Raw genomic sequence first — 18,944 nt, 5'->3', positions numbered from 1 at the left:
CGGAATCCGAGAAGGGAAACGAACATCGTGAAAGGCACTGTTCTGGTCTCCGGCGCGAGTATCGCCGGTCCCGCCGTCGCCTTCTGGCTGCGCCGTCACGGATTCTCCGTGACGGTGGTGGAGAAGGCGGGCGCGCTGCGCGGTGGCGGCTATCCGATCGACATCCGCGGCACCGCCCTGGAAGTGGCCCGCCGCATGGGAATCCTTCCGCGGCTTCGAGAAGCGCATATCGAGACACGCTCGCTCACCTTCGTCGACGCCGACGGCGGCGAGGTGACGTCGGTGAACCCGCAGGCGGTGACCGGCGGAGTCGACGGGCACGACGTCGAGGTGCGGCGTGGCGACCTGGCGGAAATCCTGTACGGAGCCACGCGCGACGACGTGGAGTACGTCTTCGACGACTCGATCGAGGCGCTCACCGAACACGAAAACGGTGTCGATGTCACCTTTCGGAGCGGGGCGCGGCGCGGTTTCGACCTGGTGGTGGGCGCCGACGGACTGCACTCCCGCACCAGGGAACTCGTTTTCGGTCCCGAGCGTCAGTACCACCGTTATCTGGGCTATTGCTTCGCCGGCTTCACCATGCCCAACGAACTCGGCCTGTCGCGGGAAGGCATCATCTGGAACGCGCCCGGCCGCGGCGCGGCGCTGTACGCGGTCAAGGGAAGCGAGAAGGTCCACGGCTTCCTGGTCGCCGCGCGCCCCGAACCGCCGTACGAAGTCCTTCGCGATCCGCAAGCGCAACGTGACCTGATCGCCACGACTTTCGCCCGTGACGGCTGGGAAATCCCGGCCATGATCGGCGCCATGCGCGAAGCGGACGACCTGTTCTTCGACACCGTCAGCCAGATCCACCTGCCGCGCTGGTCCAGCGGCCGGATCGGGCTGGTCGGCGATGCCGCCTACGCGCCGTCGTTCCTGACAGGGCAAGGTTCCAGCCTCGCCCTCGTCGGCGCCTACATGCTGGCGAGGTCGCTCGCCACCACCGCGGCCTTCGACGCCTACGAAAAGGAGACGCGGGAATTCGTGGAACTGAACCAAGCGCAGGTCGGCGTGGGTGAAGCGGCGCTCTTCCCGGTCACTGCCGAAGCCCTTGCGCGACGGGACAGCAGGCTCCGCGGCCTGACCACCTTGCCGACGGAGACCGGGCGGCCCGCGCACACCGCGCTCGTCCTGCCCGATGCGATCGTGGCACCGCAGCGGGGCTAGCGCGACAACTTCGGTGCCGCAGGGATCGAGTCGCGTTCGACGGAGAAGACGGCGAGGAAGTAGTTCGCCGTAGCGCAGTTGACGTTCTCGCCGCCGGTGAGTTTTGGGGTCAGCGTGCCGCCTTCGACGGTCAGTTCGGCGCCGTCCTCGGCGCAACCGGGCACGACGAAGGCGAAACCGCGCCGATCGGCCGGCGGTGCGTACGCCAGCGCGGCACGGGCTTCGGCCGGATTCGCGATCTTGGCCTGCTCCAGGGTTCGCAGGAACCCTGGAGCGCCGGCCGTTCCCAGCTCCACGGGTTCCAAGCCCGCCAGGCCGCCGGCCGAGCCGAGCTTTGTGAACGCCTCCAGTTCCGCCTGCGCCGTACCGGTGCCACAGCTCGCCACGACCAGGAGGAGGCATATCGCGATCCATCTCATGCGAGGTGGACGTAGCGGGTCCGGCTCGCGGTTGCGTCGTCCGGGTCTCGAAGCGATATCGTTCCGGTCTTCGCGGCGACCCGAGACGGACCGCCCGCGCGCGAATGTCCACAAAGGATAATCGGCGCCGATCGAACGCCTGATTGATGGCGCGATGTCCGATTTGGCGAGGGGTAAGGCAGAGGTGGCGTCGGTTGGGGGTGTGGAGATCGGGACGTTGAGTGTCCCTATCTCCACACGCCCTCCTGTGTCAGGGACGGTCTCGCCGGACTGTGTGGATTTCGGTTCATCCAACGCACCGAAATCCACACGGTGAGGGACGCGGTCCGGCGTCAAGAGAACGATCATCGCCACTCGCAACCCCCTTGCGGAACAGCGCTCAGACGTCCAAAAAGGACGGAGCTCCTACGGCTGCCGTCCACGCCGGAAGGGTTCGACCCCGACGACATGACGGGAACGGGTCGGCTCAACGAGGACCTTGACCCGCCGTTCGCCCGGGATCCGCCATTCGAACCGGTCGGTCCCGACGTACTTCTTTGCCAGCCGGTCCATGCACCGATCGGCCTCGTCACCTTCGACGAACTCGACGACCCGGCCGTGGATGACCACCCGGTCGTAGGGATTCTCCGTGTCCAGGCACGACAACGACACCCGGGGTTCGCGGCGCAGATTCTCTTCCTTCACCCGGCCGACGGCGGTGTTGAACACGATGTGGTCGCCTTCGACGTCGATCCACATGGGGGAGACCTGGGGAGAACCGTCCGGGTTCACCGTGGCCAGATGCCAGAACCTCGGTGCCGCGACCCACTCGCGGATCTGTTCGCTCAACTCGGCCACGCGCTCCTCCAGGGGTCGGGACGACGATTGTCGCACCTGGGGCTGGCCCTTGACACACGTGAAAGTATTTTTCCAACCATACGACTTGTGCGTTGCCGGGGTTGTGGCAGACGAGACGACGACGATCCGGGCCGGCGCCTCTGGGGAGAGGAACAGTCCATGCGGCCAGCCCGCCGGATCTCTGTCGTACTCGCGCTCGGCCTCACGGCGGGGATCGCCTTCGCGTCGCCGACCCTCGCAGGTCCGTCCGGTGACGACTACTACCAGGACGCGCTGGGCAAGACCGGACCCGAGCTCAAGGCGGCGTTGCACAAGATCATCAGCACCGGTACCAAACTGACGTACGAGCAGGTGTGGGACGGGATCAGGGCCACCGACGAGGATCCGGCCAACAAAGCGAACGTCGTGCTGCTCTACAGCGGCCGCTCGCAGGCGAAGACGGCCAACGGCGGGGGAGTCGACGACTGGAACCGGGAACACGTCTGGGCCAAGTCGCACGGCGACTTCGGCACGGCGGTCGGACCCGGTACCGACCTGCACCACCTGCGCGCGGAGGACGCGTCCGTCAACAGCACGCGCGGCAACAAGGACTTCGACGCCGGCGGTTCCCCGGTCGAAGAAGCGCCCGGCAGCTCGACCGATGACGACTCGTTCGAGCCGCGCGACGCGGTCAAGGGCGACGTCGCCCGCATGATCCTGTACATGGGCGTCCGCTACGACGGCACCGACGGTTTCCCCGACCTCGAACCCAACGACGCCGTCGACAACGGGTCCAAACCCAACATCGGCCGGATCTCGGTCCTGCTGAGCTGGCACACCCAGGACCCGCCCGACGCCACCGAGCAGCGGCGCAACCAGGTCATCCACGACCAGTTCCAGCACAACCGCAACCCGTTCATCGACCACCCGGAATGGGCCGCCTCCATCTACGGCTAGGCCGTGTCCGGTAAGTCTGTTCGATGGGCTTCGTGATCCAGGTGGTTCCTGACGGTGCGGGCGGGCCGGCCTCGTACCGGGTCGTACTCGGCCGAGCCCGCCCGTGCCGTCAGGGAGCGCCTGGGCGCGGAGACCGCGAACATGACTTGCAGGACACGGCCTAGGCGATCTTCCGGAGGAAGCACACCCTGTCCTGGCCGGGGCCGTCGTAGTCGCTGTGCACGGGGAGACCGTCGACCTCCCGATCCCCGGGTTCGAGGGTGAAGCCCATGGCGCGATGGAAGGCGATGGATCCGGCGTTCCCCGGCGAGGTGATCGCACGGACTTCCGTACGGCCAGCCTCCGCGGCGCGCTGGACGAAGGTCTCGTAGAGGCGGCGGGCCGTCCCCTGTCCGCGGAGTTCCGGATCCACGCCCACGAAATGGATGTACGCCCCGGCGTCGTCGGGGGAGTGGAAGCCGACGAGGAACGCCCTGATTCCGGTTTCGTCCTCCATGACCAGGCTCGTGCCGGAGAAGAACTGCAGGAACAGCTTGGGCAGCAACAGGGAAAGCTCCCTGGCCTCGGCGGGGGTGCGCGAGTCGCCCCACCATCGCTGGACCCGGTCGACGATCGCGCTGTGGTCGGAGACGTGGGCTCGGCGCGGTTCGGGCATGGGGTCCCCTCTCGGACGATCTTGACGCCATCCCGTTTCTACCGTGCCGTCAGCCGGTCGGCGAGGAAGGCGAGGATCTCGTCCCTCGCACGCCGCGTGGGATGCCCCTCGGAGTCGACGAAGTGCGCGGTGACGACGCTGTGCGGGGTGCCGACCAGGTCACGGAAGAACGGTGGCGGGTCGGTGTTCGCGGCGCTGTCCGGCAGCACCCGTCCGTCGAAAGCGTCGCCGAGGAGGGCCTGATAGGCGGCGAATCGCTGCCCGGTGCACCAGCGGTCGCCCTCGAAGCGGTAGGCGAGCACCTTCAGGCCGTCGCGCGCGATCCGGTCCCGGACCTCGGTCGCGTCCTCGTCGGAGAGTTCGAGCGCGCCCTGGTCGTCCAGCGGCAGCGACGGGTGGTTGACCACGGGTGCGACGACGGCGGGTTCGAGCGCCATGGTGAGGGCGAAGTTGCCGGTGAAGCAGAGGCCGATCGCGCCGACCCCGGGGCCGCCGCATTCGGTGTGCGCGATCCGCGCGAGCCCCCGCAGCCACCGCGTGACGGGGCTGGTCCCGCCTCCGGCGAACGCCCGGAATTCCGCGCTGACACACGCGCGGCGCACCACTTGCTCGCCGTCCTCCGCGGTCGGATAGGCGCCGTCGCGCCCGAAGAGCGAGGGGACGTAGACGGTGAAGCCGGCGTCTCGTATCCATCGCGCGAACCGGAGGACGTTGGGACTGATGCCGGGCATTTCCGGCATCAGCACCACGCCGGGGCCGGATCCCGCGACGTGCACCGTTTTCGTCACGCCGTCCACCTCCACGAGCCGGTGGGAGAAGTCGGTGAGGGCATCGTCGGAGTGTCCACGCATGGCGAAAGCCTCGACCTGCGCGGCCTTCGCGGGGATAGGCCAGATCGCCGGATTCCGGGGTAATCTCGCCACATGCTGCGAGTGGGGGTCCTGGCCTACCCAGGCTGCTTCGCGTCAGAGGTGTTCGGTGTCCCCGATCTCCTCACGATGGCCGCGCACGTCGCGGGGACGGACCACGCCGGATACGAGGTTTCCGTCGTTTCCCCTCGCCGCCGGGTCACGGTGTCGGGCGGTGCCGGGGTGGTCGTCGCGCCGCTGCGTGAAGTCGACGTCCTCGTCGTGCCGGGATTCGAGCTCGTACCGGGGCAGGACATCGACGCGAAGATCGCGAACCTCGCACCGGAGATCCAAGCGATCCGGTCGCACGCCGCCGCGGGCCACGTCGTCGTCTCGCTGTGTGTCGGCGCGTTCCTGCTGGCCGCGGCCGGGCTGCTCGACCATCGCCGCGCCACCACCTCGTGGCTTTTCGCGGACGAACTGGCGCAACGGTGCCCTGAAACCGAAGTCCGGCCCGAGCGGCTCGTCGTCACCGACCGCGGAGTCACGACGACGGCGGCGTTCAGCGCCATGTACGACTTCGCGCTCGGGCTGATCCGCGAGCACAGCGGCGCCGAAGTGGCGCGGACGACGGCGCGGGTGGCGCTGGTCGACGACGCGCGGTCGTCGCAGACGCCGTACGTCGACACGCGGCTCCTGCCTCAGCCGGGCAACGCCTTCTCCCGCCGGGTCATGCGATGGCTGGACCAGAACCTGGCCGTCCGCTACGACCTCGCGGCCTTGGCCGGACGGTTCAACGTCAGCACCCGGACGTTGCTGCGGCGGTTCGCGGAGGAGGCCGGGCAGACACCGCTCGAATACCTGCATTCCTCACGCGTCCGGCGCGCCCGCCACCTCCTCGAAACGACGGATCGGACGGTCGCCGCGATCTGTGCCGCCGTCGGCTACCGGGATCCAGGGACGTTCGCGGCCCTTTTCGCGAAGCACACGGGACGGCGGCCCGGCGACTACCGGGCCGCCTTCCGGCGCGTGTGATACTTTCCTCCAGTAGTCAGTGTCACTGAGTACTGGATCGAAGAGGGTCACGATGGACGGTCTGACCGAGATGCTGAAGGGCACGCTCGAGGGTTGCGTGCTGGAGATCGTCGGCGGCGAGGAGACCTACGGGTACGCCATCACTCGCCGGTTGAACGAGCTCGGCTTCGCGGAAGTGGTCGAGGGGACGGTGTACGCCATCCTGCTGCGGCTGGAGAAGAACGGACTGGTCCAGGTGACGAAGCGGCCGTCCGAGCAGGGGCCGCCGCGCAAGTTCTACGCGCTGAACGACGCCGGGCGCGAGGAGCTCGCGAAGTTCTGGGCGAAATGGGAATTCGTCACGTCGCGGATCGACGAACTCAAGGAGGGCGGGAAATGAAGTTCTGGGACACCGTCACGGGCAACGATCTCACCAGGGAATGGAAGGCCTTCGAGGGCAGGGCCGGGGCCTTGCCCGCCGACCACCGGGCGGCGTGGGAGGAGATCACCGCGCATCTTTCGTCCTATTCGGACTTCACCGGCAGGAACCTGTTGCCGATTCTCGACGGCGCCCTCGGGCTGTTGGAGGAAACGGCCGCGGACGGCCAGAGCGCGCGCGAGGTGCTGGGCGACGACATCGAGGGCTTCTGTGCGGCGCTGGCCGGAGGGGAGCGCCGCCGTGGCTACCGCGACCGCTGGCGTGAACAGCTGAACAGGAACGTCGCCAGGAAACTGAAGCAGCTGGGAGGCTGACGTGGGCATCCAGGACATCATCGAGGGCAAGAAGCAGTGGCGTGCGCACGTGGCCCGGGTCAAGGCGCTCCCGCCGGACTACCAGATCGTCTACAAGGAGATGCAGAAGTACCTCTTCAAGGTGGGACCGGTCGACCTGGCCGACGGGCCGCTGCTGCCCGGGATCGTGGATTTCTTCGAGGAGGGTGTGGCGTCCGGAAAGGGTGTGATGGCACTCATCGGCGAAGACGTCGCCGCGTTCTGTGACGAGCTGATCAAGGACACGCCCACCCACGCGGATCTCTATCAGGAGTCCCTCGGCAAGTGACGCCAGCTCATCCGGAAGCGCATCCGGCAGACGACGGCGTCCGAGCGACGGCGCAGGGCGCGGGCGAGCACGGCTCCGCGCTGGTTCTGCAGGATCCGCTGCCACCAGTGCTCCGGTTCGACCTCGGCGATCAGCACGAAGACGTGCCGTCCGCCGACGGTGCGGAGGTGTTCCACGAGCGGTTCGCCGAGGCGGCGGCGTTCGTCGTGGAGCTGAACCAGGGCCACTTCGGGGTGCCACGCTTCCCAGGCTGCCACGAAATCCCGTGACGCCTGCTCGTCGTCGGGATGGGTGACGTGCACCGCCTGGACGTGGTCGCCGAGTGACAACGCGGCGGCGAGGGCGTCCCGGGTCAGGCGGGAAACGGTGTGGACGGGGACGATCACGACCGAACGGTTCGGCCGCGGGGGAGCCGGGGTGACACCGAGTTCGAGCCGGTCGCCGATCCGGCGGTAGCTGCGTTCGACCCATTCCATGGCCGCCACCAGCAGCGGCAGCGTGAGGACGATCAGCCAGCCGCCCTCGCCGAATTTGGTCGTCGTCACCACGATCGCCGCGGCTCCGGTGAGCAGCGCGCCGAAGCCGTTCAGCGTGGCCTTGGCGCGCCAGCGGGCCGGGCGGGTGCGTCGCCAGTGCCGGACCATTCCGAGCTGGGAGAGCGTGAACCCGACGAACACGCCGATCGCGAACAGCGGGACCAGGGTGTTCATGTCACCGTCGGTGACGACGAGCAGGAGCGCGGCGGTGACGGCGAGGAAACCGACGCCATGGCGGTACACCTGGCGTTCGGCGCGCAGGGCGAACACATGCGGCAGCTTGTTGTGTTTCGCCAGCAACTGCGCCAGCACCGGCAGCCCGCCGAAGGAGGTGTTCGCGGCCAGGGCGAGCAGCACCACGGTCGAGAACTGCACCAGGTAGAAGCCGAAGCCGTCGCCCAAGGACGCCGTGGTCACCTGCGAGAGCACGGTGACGCCGTCCACCGGGTGGATGCCGAACTTCCCGATCAGCACGGCGATCCCGATGAGCATGACGCCGAGCAGGCCGCCCAGTGCGATCTCCGCGTGCTGAGCGCGGCGAACCCGCGGTTTGCGGAACGACGGCACGGCGTTGGCGATCGCCTCGACACCGGTCAGCGCCGCGCAACCGTTCGCGAAAGCCTTGAGCAGCAAGAGGATTCCGACCGTCTGCAGGTTCTGCGGGTGTTCCGGCGCGGCGATCACCGCGGCGGGCTCGTCGCGGACGAGGCCGGCGACGACCACGGTCAGGATCGCGCCGACGTAGATCACCGTGGGCGCGACGAACACCCTGGCGCTTTCGGCGATGCCGCGCAGGTTCACGCCGGTGACCAGTGCCAGAACGCCGAGGCACAACCACGGCTTGTACGGCAGCAGGCCGGGGAACGCCGACGTCAGCGCGGCGACCCCGGCCGCCACGGAGACCGCGACGTTGAGCACGTAGTCCACGATCAGGGAAGCCGCGGCCACCAGGGACGCCCGCCGTCCGAGATAGGTCCGGCTGACCCCGTAGGCGCCGCCGCCGTCGGGGAACGCGGAGATCACCTGGCGGTAGGACAGCGTCAGCACGCCCAGCAGTACCGCGATCGCGAGCGTGACCGGCAGGGTGAAGCCCAGACCCGCGCCGCCCGCGACGGCAAGCACGATCACGATGGCTTCGGGTCCGTAGGCGACCGACGCCATGGCGTCCAAGGACAGCGCGGCGAGCCCGCCGACGACGGAGAGCCGGTGCCGTTCGGCGCGGTCGGTACCGCGCTCGGGGCGGGTGAGTGTCGTGGTCACGCCCGTCAGCCTGGGGTTCTGCCGCACTTCGGTTCGAGGGCGTTGACGGGTTCTTGACACCGATCCGGGTGAACCCGACAGCAAACTGACGCCCTTGCGTGACCACTAGTCAGTGCTACTATCTACCAGTAGTCAGTGCTACTGAGTAGTGCTCAAGAAGGGGTGGATGATGGTCGTGCGGCAAACCGAGGCGATCCGGGTGCGAGGCCTGGAGAAGTCGTACAAGGCTCTGCATGTCTTACGAGGCGTCGATTTCGAGGTGGCGCGGGGCAGTATCTTCGCCCTTCTCGGCTCCAACGGGGCGGGCAAGACCACGGTCGTGAGGATCCTGTCCACGGTGCTCAAGGCGGACGCGGGGACGGCGAGCGTCGCCGGCTGGGACGTCGCCACGCGGCCGGCCGACGTGCGGGAAAGCATCAGCCTCACCGGGCAGTTCGCCGCCGTCGACGAGATCCTCAGCGGACGCGAGAATCTCGTGCTGGTCGCCCGGCTGCGGCAGGTGAAACAGCCGGGCAAGATCGCCGACGACCTCCTGGCACGGTTTTCGCTGACCGACGCCGGCGCGCGGAAGGTGTCGACGTATTCGGGTGGTATGCGACGGCGGCTGGACATCGCCATGAGCCTCATCGGGAATCCGCCGGTGATCTTCCTGGACGAGCCCACCACCGGGCTCGACCCCGAGGCCCGTGCCGAGGTGTGGGCCGCGGTGAGGGAGCTCGCCGCCCGCGGCACGACGGTCCTGCTGACGACGCAGTACCTGGAGGAGGCCGAACAGCTCGCCGACCGGATCGCGATCCTCCACAAAGGACGGATCATCGTGAACGGCACGCTCGCCGAACTGAAACGGCTGCTGCCGCCCGCCGAGGTCGAATACGTCGAGAAACAGCCGTCACTCGAAGACGTCTTCCTGGCCATCGTCGGCGCGGACAAGGAAGGGAGCGGACGATGAGCAAGCACTTCCTCGGCGACACGACCGTCCTGCTCGGCCGCTCGATGAAACACGTCACGCGCAGCATGGACACCATCGTCACGACCGCGATGATGCCGGTCGCCATGATGCTGATGTTCGTCTACGTCTTCGGCGGCGCGATCGAAACGGGGACGGACTCGTACGTGAACTACATGCTGCCCGGCATCCTGCTGATCACCGTCGCGTCGGGGGTCGCCTACACCGCGCTCCGGCTCTTCACGGACATGAAGAGCGGGATCTTCGAGCGATTCCAATCCCTGCCCATCGCTCGCTCGGGCGTGTTGTGGGCGCACGTGCTGACCTCGCTGGTCGCCAACCTCATCTCGCTCGTCATCGTCGTGGGCGTGGCCCTGCTCATGGGCTTCCGGTCCACCGCGGGCGTGCTGACCTGGCTCGCGGTCGCCGGCATCCTGCTCCTGTTCACCCTGGCGCTGACCTGGCTGGCCGTCATCCCCGGCCTGTCCGCGAAATCCGTCGACGGTGCGAGCGCGTTCTCCTACCCGCTCATCTTCCTGCCGTTCCTCAGCTCGGCCTTCGTGCCCACCGCCACCATGCCCGGCCCCGTGCGGGCCTTCGCGGAGCATCAGCCGGTGACGTCGATCGTCAACGCCATCCGGGATCTCTTCGGCGGGCAACCGGTCGGCGACGACATCTGGATCGCCCTTGCCTGGTGCGCCGGTCTGCTGATCGTCGCGTACGCGTTCGCGACGATCAGCTACCGGCGCAAGATCTCCTGACGTCGCCGGTCAGTCGTCCGGGCCGCGCAGGGTGAGGACCACGCGGAGCACGTGTTCGACCGCGGCCGGGAACGCGGCTCCGCGTAGTTCGCCACGGCTGACGAGGGTGCGCCCGGCGAAGTCCAGCATCCGGTCCTCGCCGAGACGCCGGACGGTCAGCGTCGCCACTTCCTCGAGGTCGAGGTCGGGATGGTCCATGCGGGTCAGCGCGAATTCGATGAGCAGCTGTTCGTCCGTCACTTCCCACCTCCGCCTCACCTCGAGGATACGGCCGCGGTCAGCGCGGGACGCGGCCGAGGAAGTCCCTGACGAGGGCGGCGATCTCCGCGCCGTGGGTCTCCAGCGCGAAATGCCCGGCGTCGAGCAGGTGCAGTTCGGCGTCGGGCAGGTCGCGAAGGAACGCGCGGGCTCCGTCGGCGCCGAAGATCTCGTCGTGCTCGCCCCAGGTGATGAGGGTCGGCGGCCGGTGCTCGCGGAAGTACCGCTGGAAGTCCGGGTAGGCGTCGAGGTTGAACTGGTAGTCCCAGAACAGCTGCAGCTGCACCTCCTGGTTGCCGGGGCGGTCGAGCAGGGTCTGGTCGAGGGTCCAGGTGTCCGGGGCGAGCCGGTCCAGCCGGTCGGCGGGGACGCCGTGGGTGTACTGCCAGCGGGTCGCGGCGGGTTTCAGGAGCTCGCGCACGGCTTCCTCGTGGGTTTCGCGGTCCTTGGCGTGCGCGAACAGGACGTCCCAGAACGGCGTGAAGCCGTCGACGTAGGCGTTGCCGGACTGGACCAGCAGCGCGCTCACCCGGTCCGGGTGACGGCTCGCGATGCGGAGCCCGATGGGTGCCCCGTAGTCCTGGATGTACAGGGCGAAACGGTCCAGGCCGAGCGTGTCGATCAGGCCCATGGTGATCGCGGTCAGGTTCTCGAACGAATAGTCGAACCGGTCGACGGGCGGAGCGTCCGAATATCCGAAGCCGATGTGGTCGGGGGCGATGACGTGGTACCGGTCGGCCAGCGCCGGGATCAGCGTGCGGAACATATGCGACGACGTGGGGAAACCGTGTAGCAGCACCACGGTGGGCGCGGCCGGATCGCCGGCTTCCCGGTAGAACACGCTGCGGCCGTCGATGGTCGCCGTGCGGTGCAAGGTGGCTTCGGACATGGGTGGGTGCTCCTCGCGATTGCGTCTAACCGTCTAAATGTTTGAGAACGGTTAGAGGTAAGCAGGAGGAGACCTAACCTGTCAAGCGGTCGACGGAGGGTAGGATGACGGCTGTGTCCCAACGCCCCTTGATCGGCGAGCCGATCGCCCTGGACCTGCTGAACACCACGTGGCCCGAACGTGGTGAGCAGCGGGACGTCTTCGACGAACCCGGCGGGGTCGCCGCCTGGCTGGCCGAGTGGGGCCTACCGGATACCCCGGGGGCGGAGGAACCGTTGCGGCACACGCGTTCCGTCCTGCGCGAGGTGCTCGAAAGCCCGGGCGCCTCCGCCGAACGCGCCCTGAACGAAGTGCTGGCGCGCGGGCGTTTGCGGCCGGAGCTGGGGCAAGGCGGCCCCGAAGAAGTGATCGAGGTCGAGGAAGCGGCTTGGCGGCCCGCGTGGCTCGCGGCGTACGGCTACTTGAGCCTGCTTCGCGCGCGCCCGGAACGGATCAAGCGGTGCTCGGCGTATCCGGTGTGCACGCTGTACTTCGACGACACGACCCGGAACGGCACCAGGCGATGGTGCTCCATGGAAACCTGCGGCAACCGGGCGAAGGCCGCTCGTCACTATCGCCGCGAACGGACGGCCTAGCTACCGCCTCGCAAATCGGTTCGCGGTCGTCGCGCCCACGTGTCGCGAAAGCCACTTTCGGGACATCAGGCGTCGCGAACGTGGCTTTCGCGACGTGCTCCGGCCCCACGATCACTCGCGGGATGCCGTCGGCGGCACCAGTGTCCACAAAGGGCCTTTTTTCGAGGCGATGGTGCCTGATCAGGCCGGTTTGAGTGGCTTCACAAGGGGTCGTGAGTGACAAAGAGGGTTAGAACCCTCCTTGCCGCCCGCGGCCCCACATGAAGCCGGACAGATAAGCATCAAGCGTCCTTTGTGGACACTCGGGCAGACTTGCAGGACACCGCCTGGGCCGTCCTTTGAAAGCTACCGCCTAGAACCAGCGGCGTCGCTTCACGGCGCTTTCCTGCAGTCCCAAGCTTCCGGTCAGGAAGAAGGTCCCCGTCACGATGTTGCCGGGCGCGGGTGGCCGCTCCAGATCGGTGGCCGCGATGGCGACGTCGAGTTCGATCGCGGCGATGGTGCGGACCCGGATCCGATGGAACGCCTTGCCGGTGGCTGTGTTCACAGGGGTTTCGGCCTTGACGACCTCGCCGGCGAACAGCGCGTGGGCGGAAGGCGTCCAGCCGGGCGAGGGTTCCTCGAGAGCGAAGGTGCCGGACGGGATGAAGTAGTCGGCGGCGAACTTCGGTCCGTCGTCGTCCTGCGAGGCGTAGTAGGCATCGGCGTCGGCGTGCACGGTGATGTCTTCGGCCAAGGCCGCCAGCACCAGGGAGCCGGACTCGAGCCGCCCGCCGGAGTGGGCGAGGACCGCCCGGTCTTCCAGTTCGACCGCGACGGGGCAGACCATCTCCCCGCCGACGCCGTCGAGGAGGTCGAGCATCGCGGTCTCGTCGTCGACGAGGTGAACGTCGCTCACCGGCACCGCGGGCGCCGTGCCTGCCAGGCACGGCAGAAGGAAGTCGATCTCGCCCTTGCGAACCTGCGCGACCAGCCGGGCCCCGGACGGGTCCGTCCAGACGTGTTCGCTGGTCTTCTTGCCGACCTGTCGGGCCGTGCCCGCACTGATCAAGGAGACCACTCGCTCGCCGAACTCGTCCTGGTCGGTGACGCCGATCCCGATCGCGTCGAAATGGCTGGACATGATCATTCCCCCTCGCACTGTCCGCTGGAGACTACTGGTGGACCCGATCGAGGTCATCCGGGTTTCGGAATGCGGATCGTGACGAACCAGGCCGCCCGCCGGGTCGGGAGTGCCGAACGGGGTGCCGGTCGAACGTGTCGCGAAAGCCACTTTCGGGACATCAGGCGTCGCGAAAGTGGCTTTCGCGACACTGGCGCCGGCGGCGAGGTGGCCGGCGCGGGTGAGTGGCCGGGGGCGAAGGCCTCACCGCATTGGACGCGGCGAAAGGAGCCGTCACCCCGACCACCGACCTCGCCCGCAACACGCCATCTCGAGCGCGACCTCGCCCGCTCGCCACCAGACCGGGTCCGACCTGCCGGTCCCGCTGTCACGCTGGGTCGGCCATTCGGCCGAGGTACCCCCGGCCGATGAGCCGATCCAGCTGTGATCATCACCCCATAGCGTGACGACTGTCAGCAATTCGTCGTCTACGGGGAGTTCACGATAATGCTTCGCAAAACAGGCGTACTGATGGTCGGGCTGGCCGCGGCGGGAGCGGTGCTGGTACCGGGGATCGCGGCGGCGGCCGACGGGCCGACGCCCTACGTCATCGGTGGGCGCGACGCCACCGAGAACTATTCGTTCATGGTGTCGCTGCAGGAGGGCGGGCGGCACTTCTGCGGCGGTTCGCTGATCAGTGAGGACTGGGTGGTGACCGCGGCGCACTGCGTGCGGGGAGCGCAGCCGGGGCAGATCCGGACGAGGATCGGGGCGCGGCAGCACGACAGCGGGGGCACCGAGACCGGGGTCAGCCGGATCATCGTGCACCCGGACTTCACCGGGGAGGAGCCGCTTGGCCAGGACATCGCGTTGGTGCGGCTGGACAAACCGGTGACCGAGCAGCCGATCAAGATCGCCGAAGCCGTCGGCGGCACGGGGACGGGGACCCGGATCCTCGGCTGGGGCGAGCACTGCGCCGAGCAGAACTGCGGCGCGCCGGAGATCCTCCAGGAGCTGGACACCAAGGTCAGGCCGGCCGAAGACTGCCGCAGCCTCGTCGCGGGCAAGGAGATCTGCACCGGTTCCGACACGCCGGACGCGATGGGCTGCTACGGCGACTCGGGCGGGCCGCAGATCAAGGGCAGGCCCGGTGAGTGGGAGCTGGTCGGTGCCACCAGCCGCGATGGTGACGCGGATCCGAAATGCGCCAGCGGTCTGGGCATCTGGACCGACGTGACGGTGTACCGGGACTGGATCGCCGAGCAGACTGGCCGGACGCCGGCCGTGGCGTGATCTCGGGGGCGTGTCGCGAAAGCCACCTTCAGGCGGAAGTGGCTTTCGCGGCACGTCCCTGACGAGCGTTACCGGCGGGTCTTTTCTTCCAGCGCCCGGCGCCGAGCGGTCACCTCGTCGGGGTCGTCCCCGAGGACCAGCAGTTGCAAGGTGCTCCGCCTGATCGGAGCGTCCGTGCGGCCGGTGTCATGACCGGCCACGATGAGCAGGCCACCGTCCGCGAGCGCCGGGCGAACCTCGGCGAGCAGGTCGGTGAGTGCGCCGGCGACGGTCAGCTTCACGGACTCGGCGGGGCGGTCGAGGGCGTCGGGGCGGACGGACTGCATCGCCAGCAACGGGATCGAGCCACTGGTGATCCGGAAGTTCAGGTCGAGCACGACCTGCTGGCCGTCCCTGGTCAGAGCGCAGTCGAGGCTGCACAGGCCGCGGTAGCCGACATCGGCCGCGCGCTGGGTGATCGCCAGGCATTCGGCGAGCAGTTCGGCGGGAGGAGTGGTGACCGCGCCGAAGATGCCGCCGGTGTAGATCCCGGTCGCGTCGACGCGTTGTTCGGTCACGGCGAGCAGGCGGGCCCGCGCGTCCGCTCCCACGTAGAACTGCAGTCCCCAGTTGTGCACGATCTGCAGGTACTCCTCGACGACGAACTCGCCGAGCACGTCGGTGAACGCCGGCAGGACGATCCGCTCGCCTGCCTCGTGCAGATAGACGTCGAGGCTGCCGCCGTGCGCGTCGTTGGTCGCGGCCTTGAGCACCCACGACTTCTCCGCCGGCGCCGCCTCCGCGAGTTGCGCGCGGGTCACGACGCTGCGGTGCGCTTGGAACCGGGGATCGACCAACGTGGTGATGCTGGCCTTGTTGTTCAAGTAGCCGACCAGTTGCGCGCTTTTGAGCGCGCGTGCGTCCGGGCACAGCGTGGTCGGCTGGGGGTACTCCATCGACATCAGCAGGCCGTCGGACATCGCTTCGGTCACGCGGGCGGCGAATTCCCGTTCGCTTCGGAACTCGCGCAGATCCGTGCCGACAGGCAGGCCGCCGGCCCGCAGGAGCGCCAGCAGATCCGGGTCGGTGCCACCGGCGCTGCAGATCACCGGCATGTCGGCCGCGACGGCGATCGGTCGTGCGGAGACGACGTCACGGCTGTGACGGTGCCTGTTCACTGGTTCGGCGGCGGCCAGCTCGGGCCGCGCGCAGAGGGCGATGCCCGGGCCGTACACATCGGTGAGGGAACGAGGAGCGCTGACGGCGTACGGCAGAACTACGGGGACACTGATGGAGGATCTCCTGTGGGAGTGAGTGGGACCGGCCAGAACCGGCGGTGGCGTGCGGGTGGAACGGGGGAACCGGTGCCGCCGGCCGGGTCAGGCCTGCTGCCTGACTCCGGTCGACGAACGAGGGCAGGTCGGTCGTCGGCGTCCTGGCAGGAGGCTCCGACACCCAGGCTACTCCCGATGTCCGGCGGGTGACCCCGATGGTGACCAGCTCGTCTGCCGCGTCTTTGCCCGTAGGGGCAGCCGGGCGTACCCGAAGGTCTGCCGTCGCGCGGGTGTCCTGCCGTCGCCGCCCCGACCATCGTGGGAGGACCGCCGTCCGAGGAGGTCCGCAGTGATCCATGAGGTCGATGAGGCGCTGCGCCTGCTGGTCCGGGGTGAGGCCCGGCGCGGCAGCGAGATCGAAGTCGCGTTCGACGCGCCGACCAAGGAGTGGGCGTCGCGGCGCAACGCTCCGACGGTGAACGTCTACCTCTACGACGTCCGTGAGGACCTGCGCCGCCGCTCGCGGGGCCTGCTCAACGAGTACGACCCGCTCGGCAAGGTCGCGGCTCGGCACCTTCCGCCCCGGCACATCAAGCTGTCCTATCTGGTCACCGCTTGGACGCAGCGCCCGGAAGACGAGCATCGCGTGCTGTCCGACCTGTTGCTCGGCCTGCTCGCCCACGATGCCGTCCCGGAGTCGGTGCTCACCGGGTCACTGGCGCGGATGGGCCTGCCGGTGCCGATGACGGTCGCGTTGCCGCCGCCCGAAGACCGGGCGTTCGCCGACGTCTGGACCGCCTTGGGCGGCGAGCTGAAACCGTCGCTGGACGTCGTCATCTCCGCTCCTGTCCACAGTGGACGGGTGTACCCGGCCGAACGGCCGCCGAAGGAAGGCCTGAAGCTCGATACCGGGGACGGCGACGTGGTCGGGCACCGGGTGGCGGAGAGCGGGGCGGTCGAAGGACAACGCCGGGTCGCGATGGCGCGCACCCACCGGAAGTCGCGATGAGCCTGGAGTATCTGTTCGAGCGGCTGGCCCGGCTCGAACAGCGGATCCGGGACGCGGTCGAGAGCCGCCGGGCCGCCGACCCGAACCCCGACGACCCCTTCCGCGGGCTGTACCTGTCGGACGAAACGATCGACGCGCTGCTGGAAGGCCACCGTGAGCCGTTCCCGCCGTTCACGGACTCCGTGCCGGACGGCCGCCTGAACCCGTTGGCGAAGCGCGCGGGACTCACCGGTGTCGACGTCGAACTGCTGCTGGTCGCGCTCGCGCCCGACCTCGACAGCCGGTTCGAGCAGTTCTACGGCTACCTGAACGACGACGTGACCCGCCGCCGGGCGACAGCGGGCTTGGCCCTGCGCCTGTGCGGCATCCCCGAAGCGTCCGCCGCCGGCCGGGCGCGGCTCGACGCCGACGCTCCGCTGATCACGTGTGGCCTCCTCACCCTCGAAGAGCAGGACCGTCCCTTCCTGTCACGCACGCTTCGGGTACCCGACCGGGTGGTGAACCACCTGCTGGGCGACGATCGGCTCGCCCCGGAACTCGCCGGATGCGCCCGCCTCGGCACGGAGCTCACCGACGTGTCCGGTGCGGATCGGCTCGCCCGGGCGATCAGGGGCCAGGTCGGATTGGTCTACCTGAGAGAGCATCCCGGCGGGGGCGCGGAAGAACTCGGCGCCGCCGCGCTGACCGGGGCCGGATTTCCCGCGCTGGTGGTCGACGCGGCGCGGTGGCAGGGCGAGCTGACCGGTTCGCTCGTGCGGGAGGCGTTGCTGCGCGGTGCGGGTTTGGTGCTGGGGCCGGTCGACGATTCCCCGCATCTGGAGAAGCTCGTTCATCCGGCGGTCCCGGTGATCGTGCACGGCACCGGGGCCTGGGACCCACGGTGGAGCGCCATCCCGCCGTTGCAGCTCGACGCGTTCCCCCTGTCCGCGGCGAGCCGGGTGGGTCTTTGGCGCGGCCATCTCGACGGTGTGCTCGCGCCGGATGTCGACCCGGGAGCGGCGACCGCGCATTTCGTGCTGGGGCCGGGGCAGATCGCCCGTGCGGCGAAGGCGGCGTCGGTGACGGCGCTGGCCGATGGCGGGCCGGTGCGGACGTCCCACCTGCGCGCGGGCGCGCGGAGCCAGAACGCGGCCGGTCTGCAACGGCTCGCCCGGCGGATCGAACCCGTCGTCGGCTGGAGCGACCTCGTGCTGCCCGCGGGCGTACTGTCCCTTTTGGACGAACTGGCCGCGCGGGCACGCTACCGGGACCAGGTGCTCGACGAGTGGCGGATGCGGCCGGGTGGCGGCCGCGGCCGGGGTGTCACGGGGCTCTTCGCCGGGGATTCGGGGACGGGCAAGACGATGTCCGCCGAGGTCATCGCCGCCTCGCTGGGGATGGATCTGTACACCGTGAACCTGGCGACCGTGGTCGACAAGTACGTCGGCGAGACGGAGAAGAACCTGGAACGGATCTTCACCGAGGCCGCCGGTGTCAACGGGGTGCTGCTGTTCGACGAGGCGGACGCGATCTTCGGTAAGCGGTCGGAGGTCCGCGACGCGCACGACCGGTACGCGAACATCGAAAGCGCGTACCTGTTGCAGCGGATGGAAACCTTCGACGGCATCGCGGTGCTGGCCACCAACCTGCGGGCGAACCTGGACGAGGCGTTCACCCGCAGGCTGGACGTGATCGTGGACTTCCCGTTGCCGGACGTCGAGTTGCGGCGTCAGTTGTGGGACCGCTGCCTCGGCGCTCGGCTGCCCCGGGCCGACGACCTGGACCTGGGTTTCCTGGCCGAAGCGTTCGAGCTCGCCGGAGGACATATCCGCTCGGCAGCGGTGACCGGCGCGTATCTGGCCGCGGAGGCCGGCCGCCCGGTGGCGATGCCGGATCTGGTCGGCGCGGTCGCGCGGGAGTATCGCAAGCTGGGCCGGCTGTGCCTGGACCGCGAGTTCGGCCCGTACCTGGCGATGGTGACCGAGGGCTGACCTGCCCGTTCGGGCAGCCGATGCCGCCCCTTCGGCCGTGCGAGGCAGCCTGGC

General features: G+C 68.8%; 21 protein-coding genes. 12 read left to right on the top strand and 9 right to left on the bottom strand.

The features are described from left to right. Nucleotides 1–27 precede the first annotated feature (27 nt). On the top strand, nucleotides 28–1,209 hold the full coding sequence (locus tag NQK81_RS06445) for an FAD-dependent monooxygenase (RefSeq protein ID WP_257487478.1): 1,182 nt from the start codon (nucleotides 28–30) through the stop codon (nucleotides 1,207–1,209). Here the strand turns inward: NQK81_RS06445 and NQK81_RS06440 are convergent. Together NQK81_RS06440 and NQK81_RS06435 are read right to left on the bottom strand one after the other, a co-directional pair. Beyond that, on the bottom strand, nucleotides 1,206–1,628 hold the full coding sequence (locus NQK81_RS06440; protein WP_257487477.1) for a hypothetical protein: 423 nt from the start codon (nucleotides 1,626–1,628) through the stop codon (nucleotides 1,206–1,208). The genes NQK81_RS06445 and NQK81_RS06440 overlap by 4 nt on opposite strands. A 405-nt stretch (nucleotides 1,629–2,033) precedes the next feature. Further along, nucleotides 2,034–2,465 carry a PPOX class F420-dependent oxidoreductase gene (locus NQK81_RS06435; RefSeq protein ID WP_257487476.1) on the bottom strand — a complete coding sequence of 144 codons (432 nt, stop codon included), beginning with the start codon at nucleotides 2,463–2,465 and terminating at the stop codon, nucleotides 2,034–2,036. A gap of 159 nt (nucleotides 2,466–2,624) precedes the next feature. Between NQK81_RS06435 and NQK81_RS06430 the strand changes: the two genes are divergently transcribed. Further along, nucleotides 2,625–3,401 carry an endonuclease I family protein gene (locus NQK81_RS06430; protein ID WP_257487475.1) on the top strand — a complete coding sequence of 259 codons (777 nt, stop codon included), beginning with the start codon at nucleotides 2,625–2,627 and terminating at the stop codon, nucleotides 3,399–3,401. A gap of 160 nt (nucleotides 3,402–3,561) precedes the next feature. Here NQK81_RS06430 and NQK81_RS06425 read toward each other — a convergent pair whose 3' ends face one another. Continuing rightward, nucleotides 3,562–4,056, bottom strand: a complete 495-nt coding sequence (locus NQK81_RS06425; protein WP_257487474.1) for a GNAT family N-acetyltransferase — start codon at nucleotides 4,054–4,056, stop codon at nucleotides 3,562–3,564. A gap of 38 nt (nucleotides 4,057–4,094) precedes the next feature. Then, nucleotides 4,095–4,907: a dienelactone hydrolase family protein gene (locus tag NQK81_RS06420; RefSeq protein ID WP_257487473.1), complete on the bottom strand. Its 813-nt coding sequence runs from the start codon at nucleotides 4,905–4,907 to the stop codon at nucleotides 4,095–4,097. A 72-nt stretch (nucleotides 4,908–4,979) separates the two neighbouring features. Between NQK81_RS06420 and NQK81_RS06415 the strand changes: the two genes are divergently transcribed. From NQK81_RS06415 to NQK81_RS06400, 4 genes are read left to right on the top strand one after another with little or no spacing between them, the layout of a single operon-like run. Next, nucleotides 4,980–5,939: a GlxA family transcriptional regulator gene (locus NQK81_RS06415; RefSeq protein WP_257487472.1), complete on the top strand. Its 960-nt coding sequence runs from the start codon at nucleotides 4,980–4,982 to the stop codon at nucleotides 5,937–5,939. Nucleotides 5,940–5,991: 52 nt separating this feature from the next. Then, on the top strand, nucleotides 5,992–6,318 hold the full coding sequence (locus NQK81_RS06410) for a PadR family transcriptional regulator (protein ID WP_126730920.1): 327 nt from the start codon (nucleotides 5,992–5,994) through the stop codon (nucleotides 6,316–6,318). After that, nucleotides 6,315–6,671 carry a DUF1048 domain-containing protein gene (locus NQK81_RS06405; RefSeq protein ID WP_257487471.1) on the top strand — a complete coding sequence of 119 codons (357 nt, stop codon included), beginning with the start codon at nucleotides 6,315–6,317 and terminating at the stop codon, nucleotides 6,669–6,671. The genes NQK81_RS06410 and NQK81_RS06405 overlap by 4 nt, the downstream gene beginning before the upstream one ends. Nucleotide 6,672: 1 nt before the next feature. Further along, nucleotides 6,673–6,978 (top strand): DUF1048 domain-containing protein, encoded by a 306-nt coding sequence (locus NQK81_RS06400; RefSeq protein ID WP_126730924.1) that lies wholly within the window; start codon nucleotides 6,673–6,675, stop codon nucleotides 6,976–6,978. Here the strand turns inward: NQK81_RS06400 and NQK81_RS06395 are convergent. After that, on the bottom strand, nucleotides 6,957–8,774 hold the full coding sequence (locus tag NQK81_RS06395; RefSeq protein WP_257487470.1) for an APC family permease: 1,818 nt from the start codon (nucleotides 8,772–8,774) through the stop codon (nucleotides 6,957–6,959). The two genes, NQK81_RS06400 and NQK81_RS06395, sit on opposite strands and share 22 nt — an antisense overlap. Before the next feature lie 175 nt (nucleotides 8,775–8,949). On the opposite strand from NQK81_RS06395, the gene NQK81_RS06390 reads away from it, so the two are divergent. Both NQK81_RS06390 and NQK81_RS06385 read left to right on the top strand, forming a co-directional pair. Further along, nucleotides 8,950–9,723, top strand: coding sequence for an ABC transporter ATP-binding protein (locus NQK81_RS06390; RefSeq protein WP_371878854.1), 774 nt, complete (start codon nucleotides 8,950–8,952; stop codon nucleotides 9,721–9,723). Further along, on the top strand, nucleotides 9,720–10,481 hold the full coding sequence (locus NQK81_RS06385; RefSeq protein ID WP_257487468.1) for an ABC transporter permease: 762 nt from the start codon (nucleotides 9,720–9,722) through the stop codon (nucleotides 10,479–10,481). Before NQK81_RS06390 ends, NQK81_RS06385 begins: the two co-directional genes overlap by 4 nt. A 9-nt stretch (nucleotides 10,482–10,490) precedes the next feature. On the opposite strand, the gene NQK81_RS06380 is transcribed toward NQK81_RS06385, so the two are convergent. Beyond that, on the bottom strand, nucleotides 10,491–10,721 hold the full coding sequence (locus NQK81_RS06380; RefSeq protein WP_192744960.1) for a hypothetical protein: 231 nt from the start codon (nucleotides 10,719–10,721) through the stop codon (nucleotides 10,491–10,493). A 37-nt stretch (nucleotides 10,722–10,758) separates the two neighbouring features. Next, nucleotides 10,759–11,628: an alpha/beta fold hydrolase gene (locus NQK81_RS06375; RefSeq protein ID WP_257487467.1), complete on the bottom strand. Its 870-nt coding sequence runs from the start codon at nucleotides 11,626–11,628 to the stop codon at nucleotides 10,759–10,761. A 104-nt stretch (nucleotides 11,629–11,732) separates the two neighbouring features. Here NQK81_RS06375 and NQK81_RS06370 point away from each other — a divergent pair, with 104 nt between their 5' ends. Beyond that, the gene (locus NQK81_RS06370) at nucleotides 11,733–12,263 is read left to right on the top strand and encodes a CGNR zinc finger domain-containing protein (RefSeq protein WP_257487466.1); all 531 of its coding nucleotides are present in this window, start codon (nucleotides 11,733–11,735) and stop codon (nucleotides 12,261–12,263) included. Nucleotides 12,264–12,615: 352 nt separating this feature from the next. On the opposite strand, the gene NQK81_RS06365 is transcribed toward NQK81_RS06370, so the two are convergent. Next, nucleotides 12,616–13,386, bottom strand: a complete 771-nt coding sequence (locus tag NQK81_RS06365; protein ID WP_126730935.1) for a hypothetical protein — start codon at nucleotides 13,384–13,386, stop codon at nucleotides 12,616–12,618. A gap of 486 nt (nucleotides 13,387–13,872) precedes the next feature. On the opposite strand from NQK81_RS06365, the gene NQK81_RS06360 reads away from it, so the two are divergent. After that, nucleotides 13,873–14,658 carry a S1 family peptidase gene (locus NQK81_RS06360; RefSeq protein WP_257487465.1) on the top strand — a complete coding sequence of 262 codons (786 nt, stop codon included), beginning with the start codon at nucleotides 13,873–13,875 and terminating at the stop codon, nucleotides 14,656–14,658. A 68-nt stretch (nucleotides 14,659–14,726) separates the two neighbouring features. Here the strand turns inward: NQK81_RS06360 and NQK81_RS06355 are convergent, their stop codons facing one another. Next, on the bottom strand, nucleotides 14,727–15,872 hold the full coding sequence (locus NQK81_RS06355) for an ATP-grasp domain-containing protein (RefSeq protein ID WP_257487464.1): 1,146 nt from the start codon (nucleotides 15,870–15,872) through the stop codon (nucleotides 14,727–14,729). A 388-nt stretch (nucleotides 15,873–16,260) separates the two neighbouring features. Here NQK81_RS06355 and NQK81_RS06350 point away from each other — a divergent pair, with 388 nt between their 5' ends. Together NQK81_RS06350 and NQK81_RS06345 are read left to right on the top strand one after the other, a co-directional pair. Further along, on the top strand, nucleotides 16,261–16,920 hold the full coding sequence (locus NQK81_RS06350; RefSeq protein WP_257487463.1) for a Pvc16 family protein: 660 nt from the start codon (nucleotides 16,261–16,263) through the stop codon (nucleotides 16,918–16,920). Then, nucleotides 16,917–18,890 (top strand): ATP-binding protein, encoded by a 1,974-nt coding sequence (locus tag NQK81_RS06345; protein ID WP_257487462.1) that lies wholly within the window; start codon nucleotides 16,917–16,919, stop codon nucleotides 18,888–18,890. The genes NQK81_RS06350 and NQK81_RS06345 overlap by 4 nt, the downstream gene beginning before the upstream one ends. Nucleotides 18,891–18,944: the final 54 nt, after the last annotated feature.

Source organism: Amycolatopsis roodepoortensis, assembly GCF_024628825.1.
Lineage (GTDB): Bacteria > Actinomycetota > Actinomycetes > Mycobacteriales > Pseudonocardiaceae > Amycolatopsis > Amycolatopsis roodepoortensis.
This window is presented reverse-complemented; position numbering and strand designations above follow the sequence as displayed.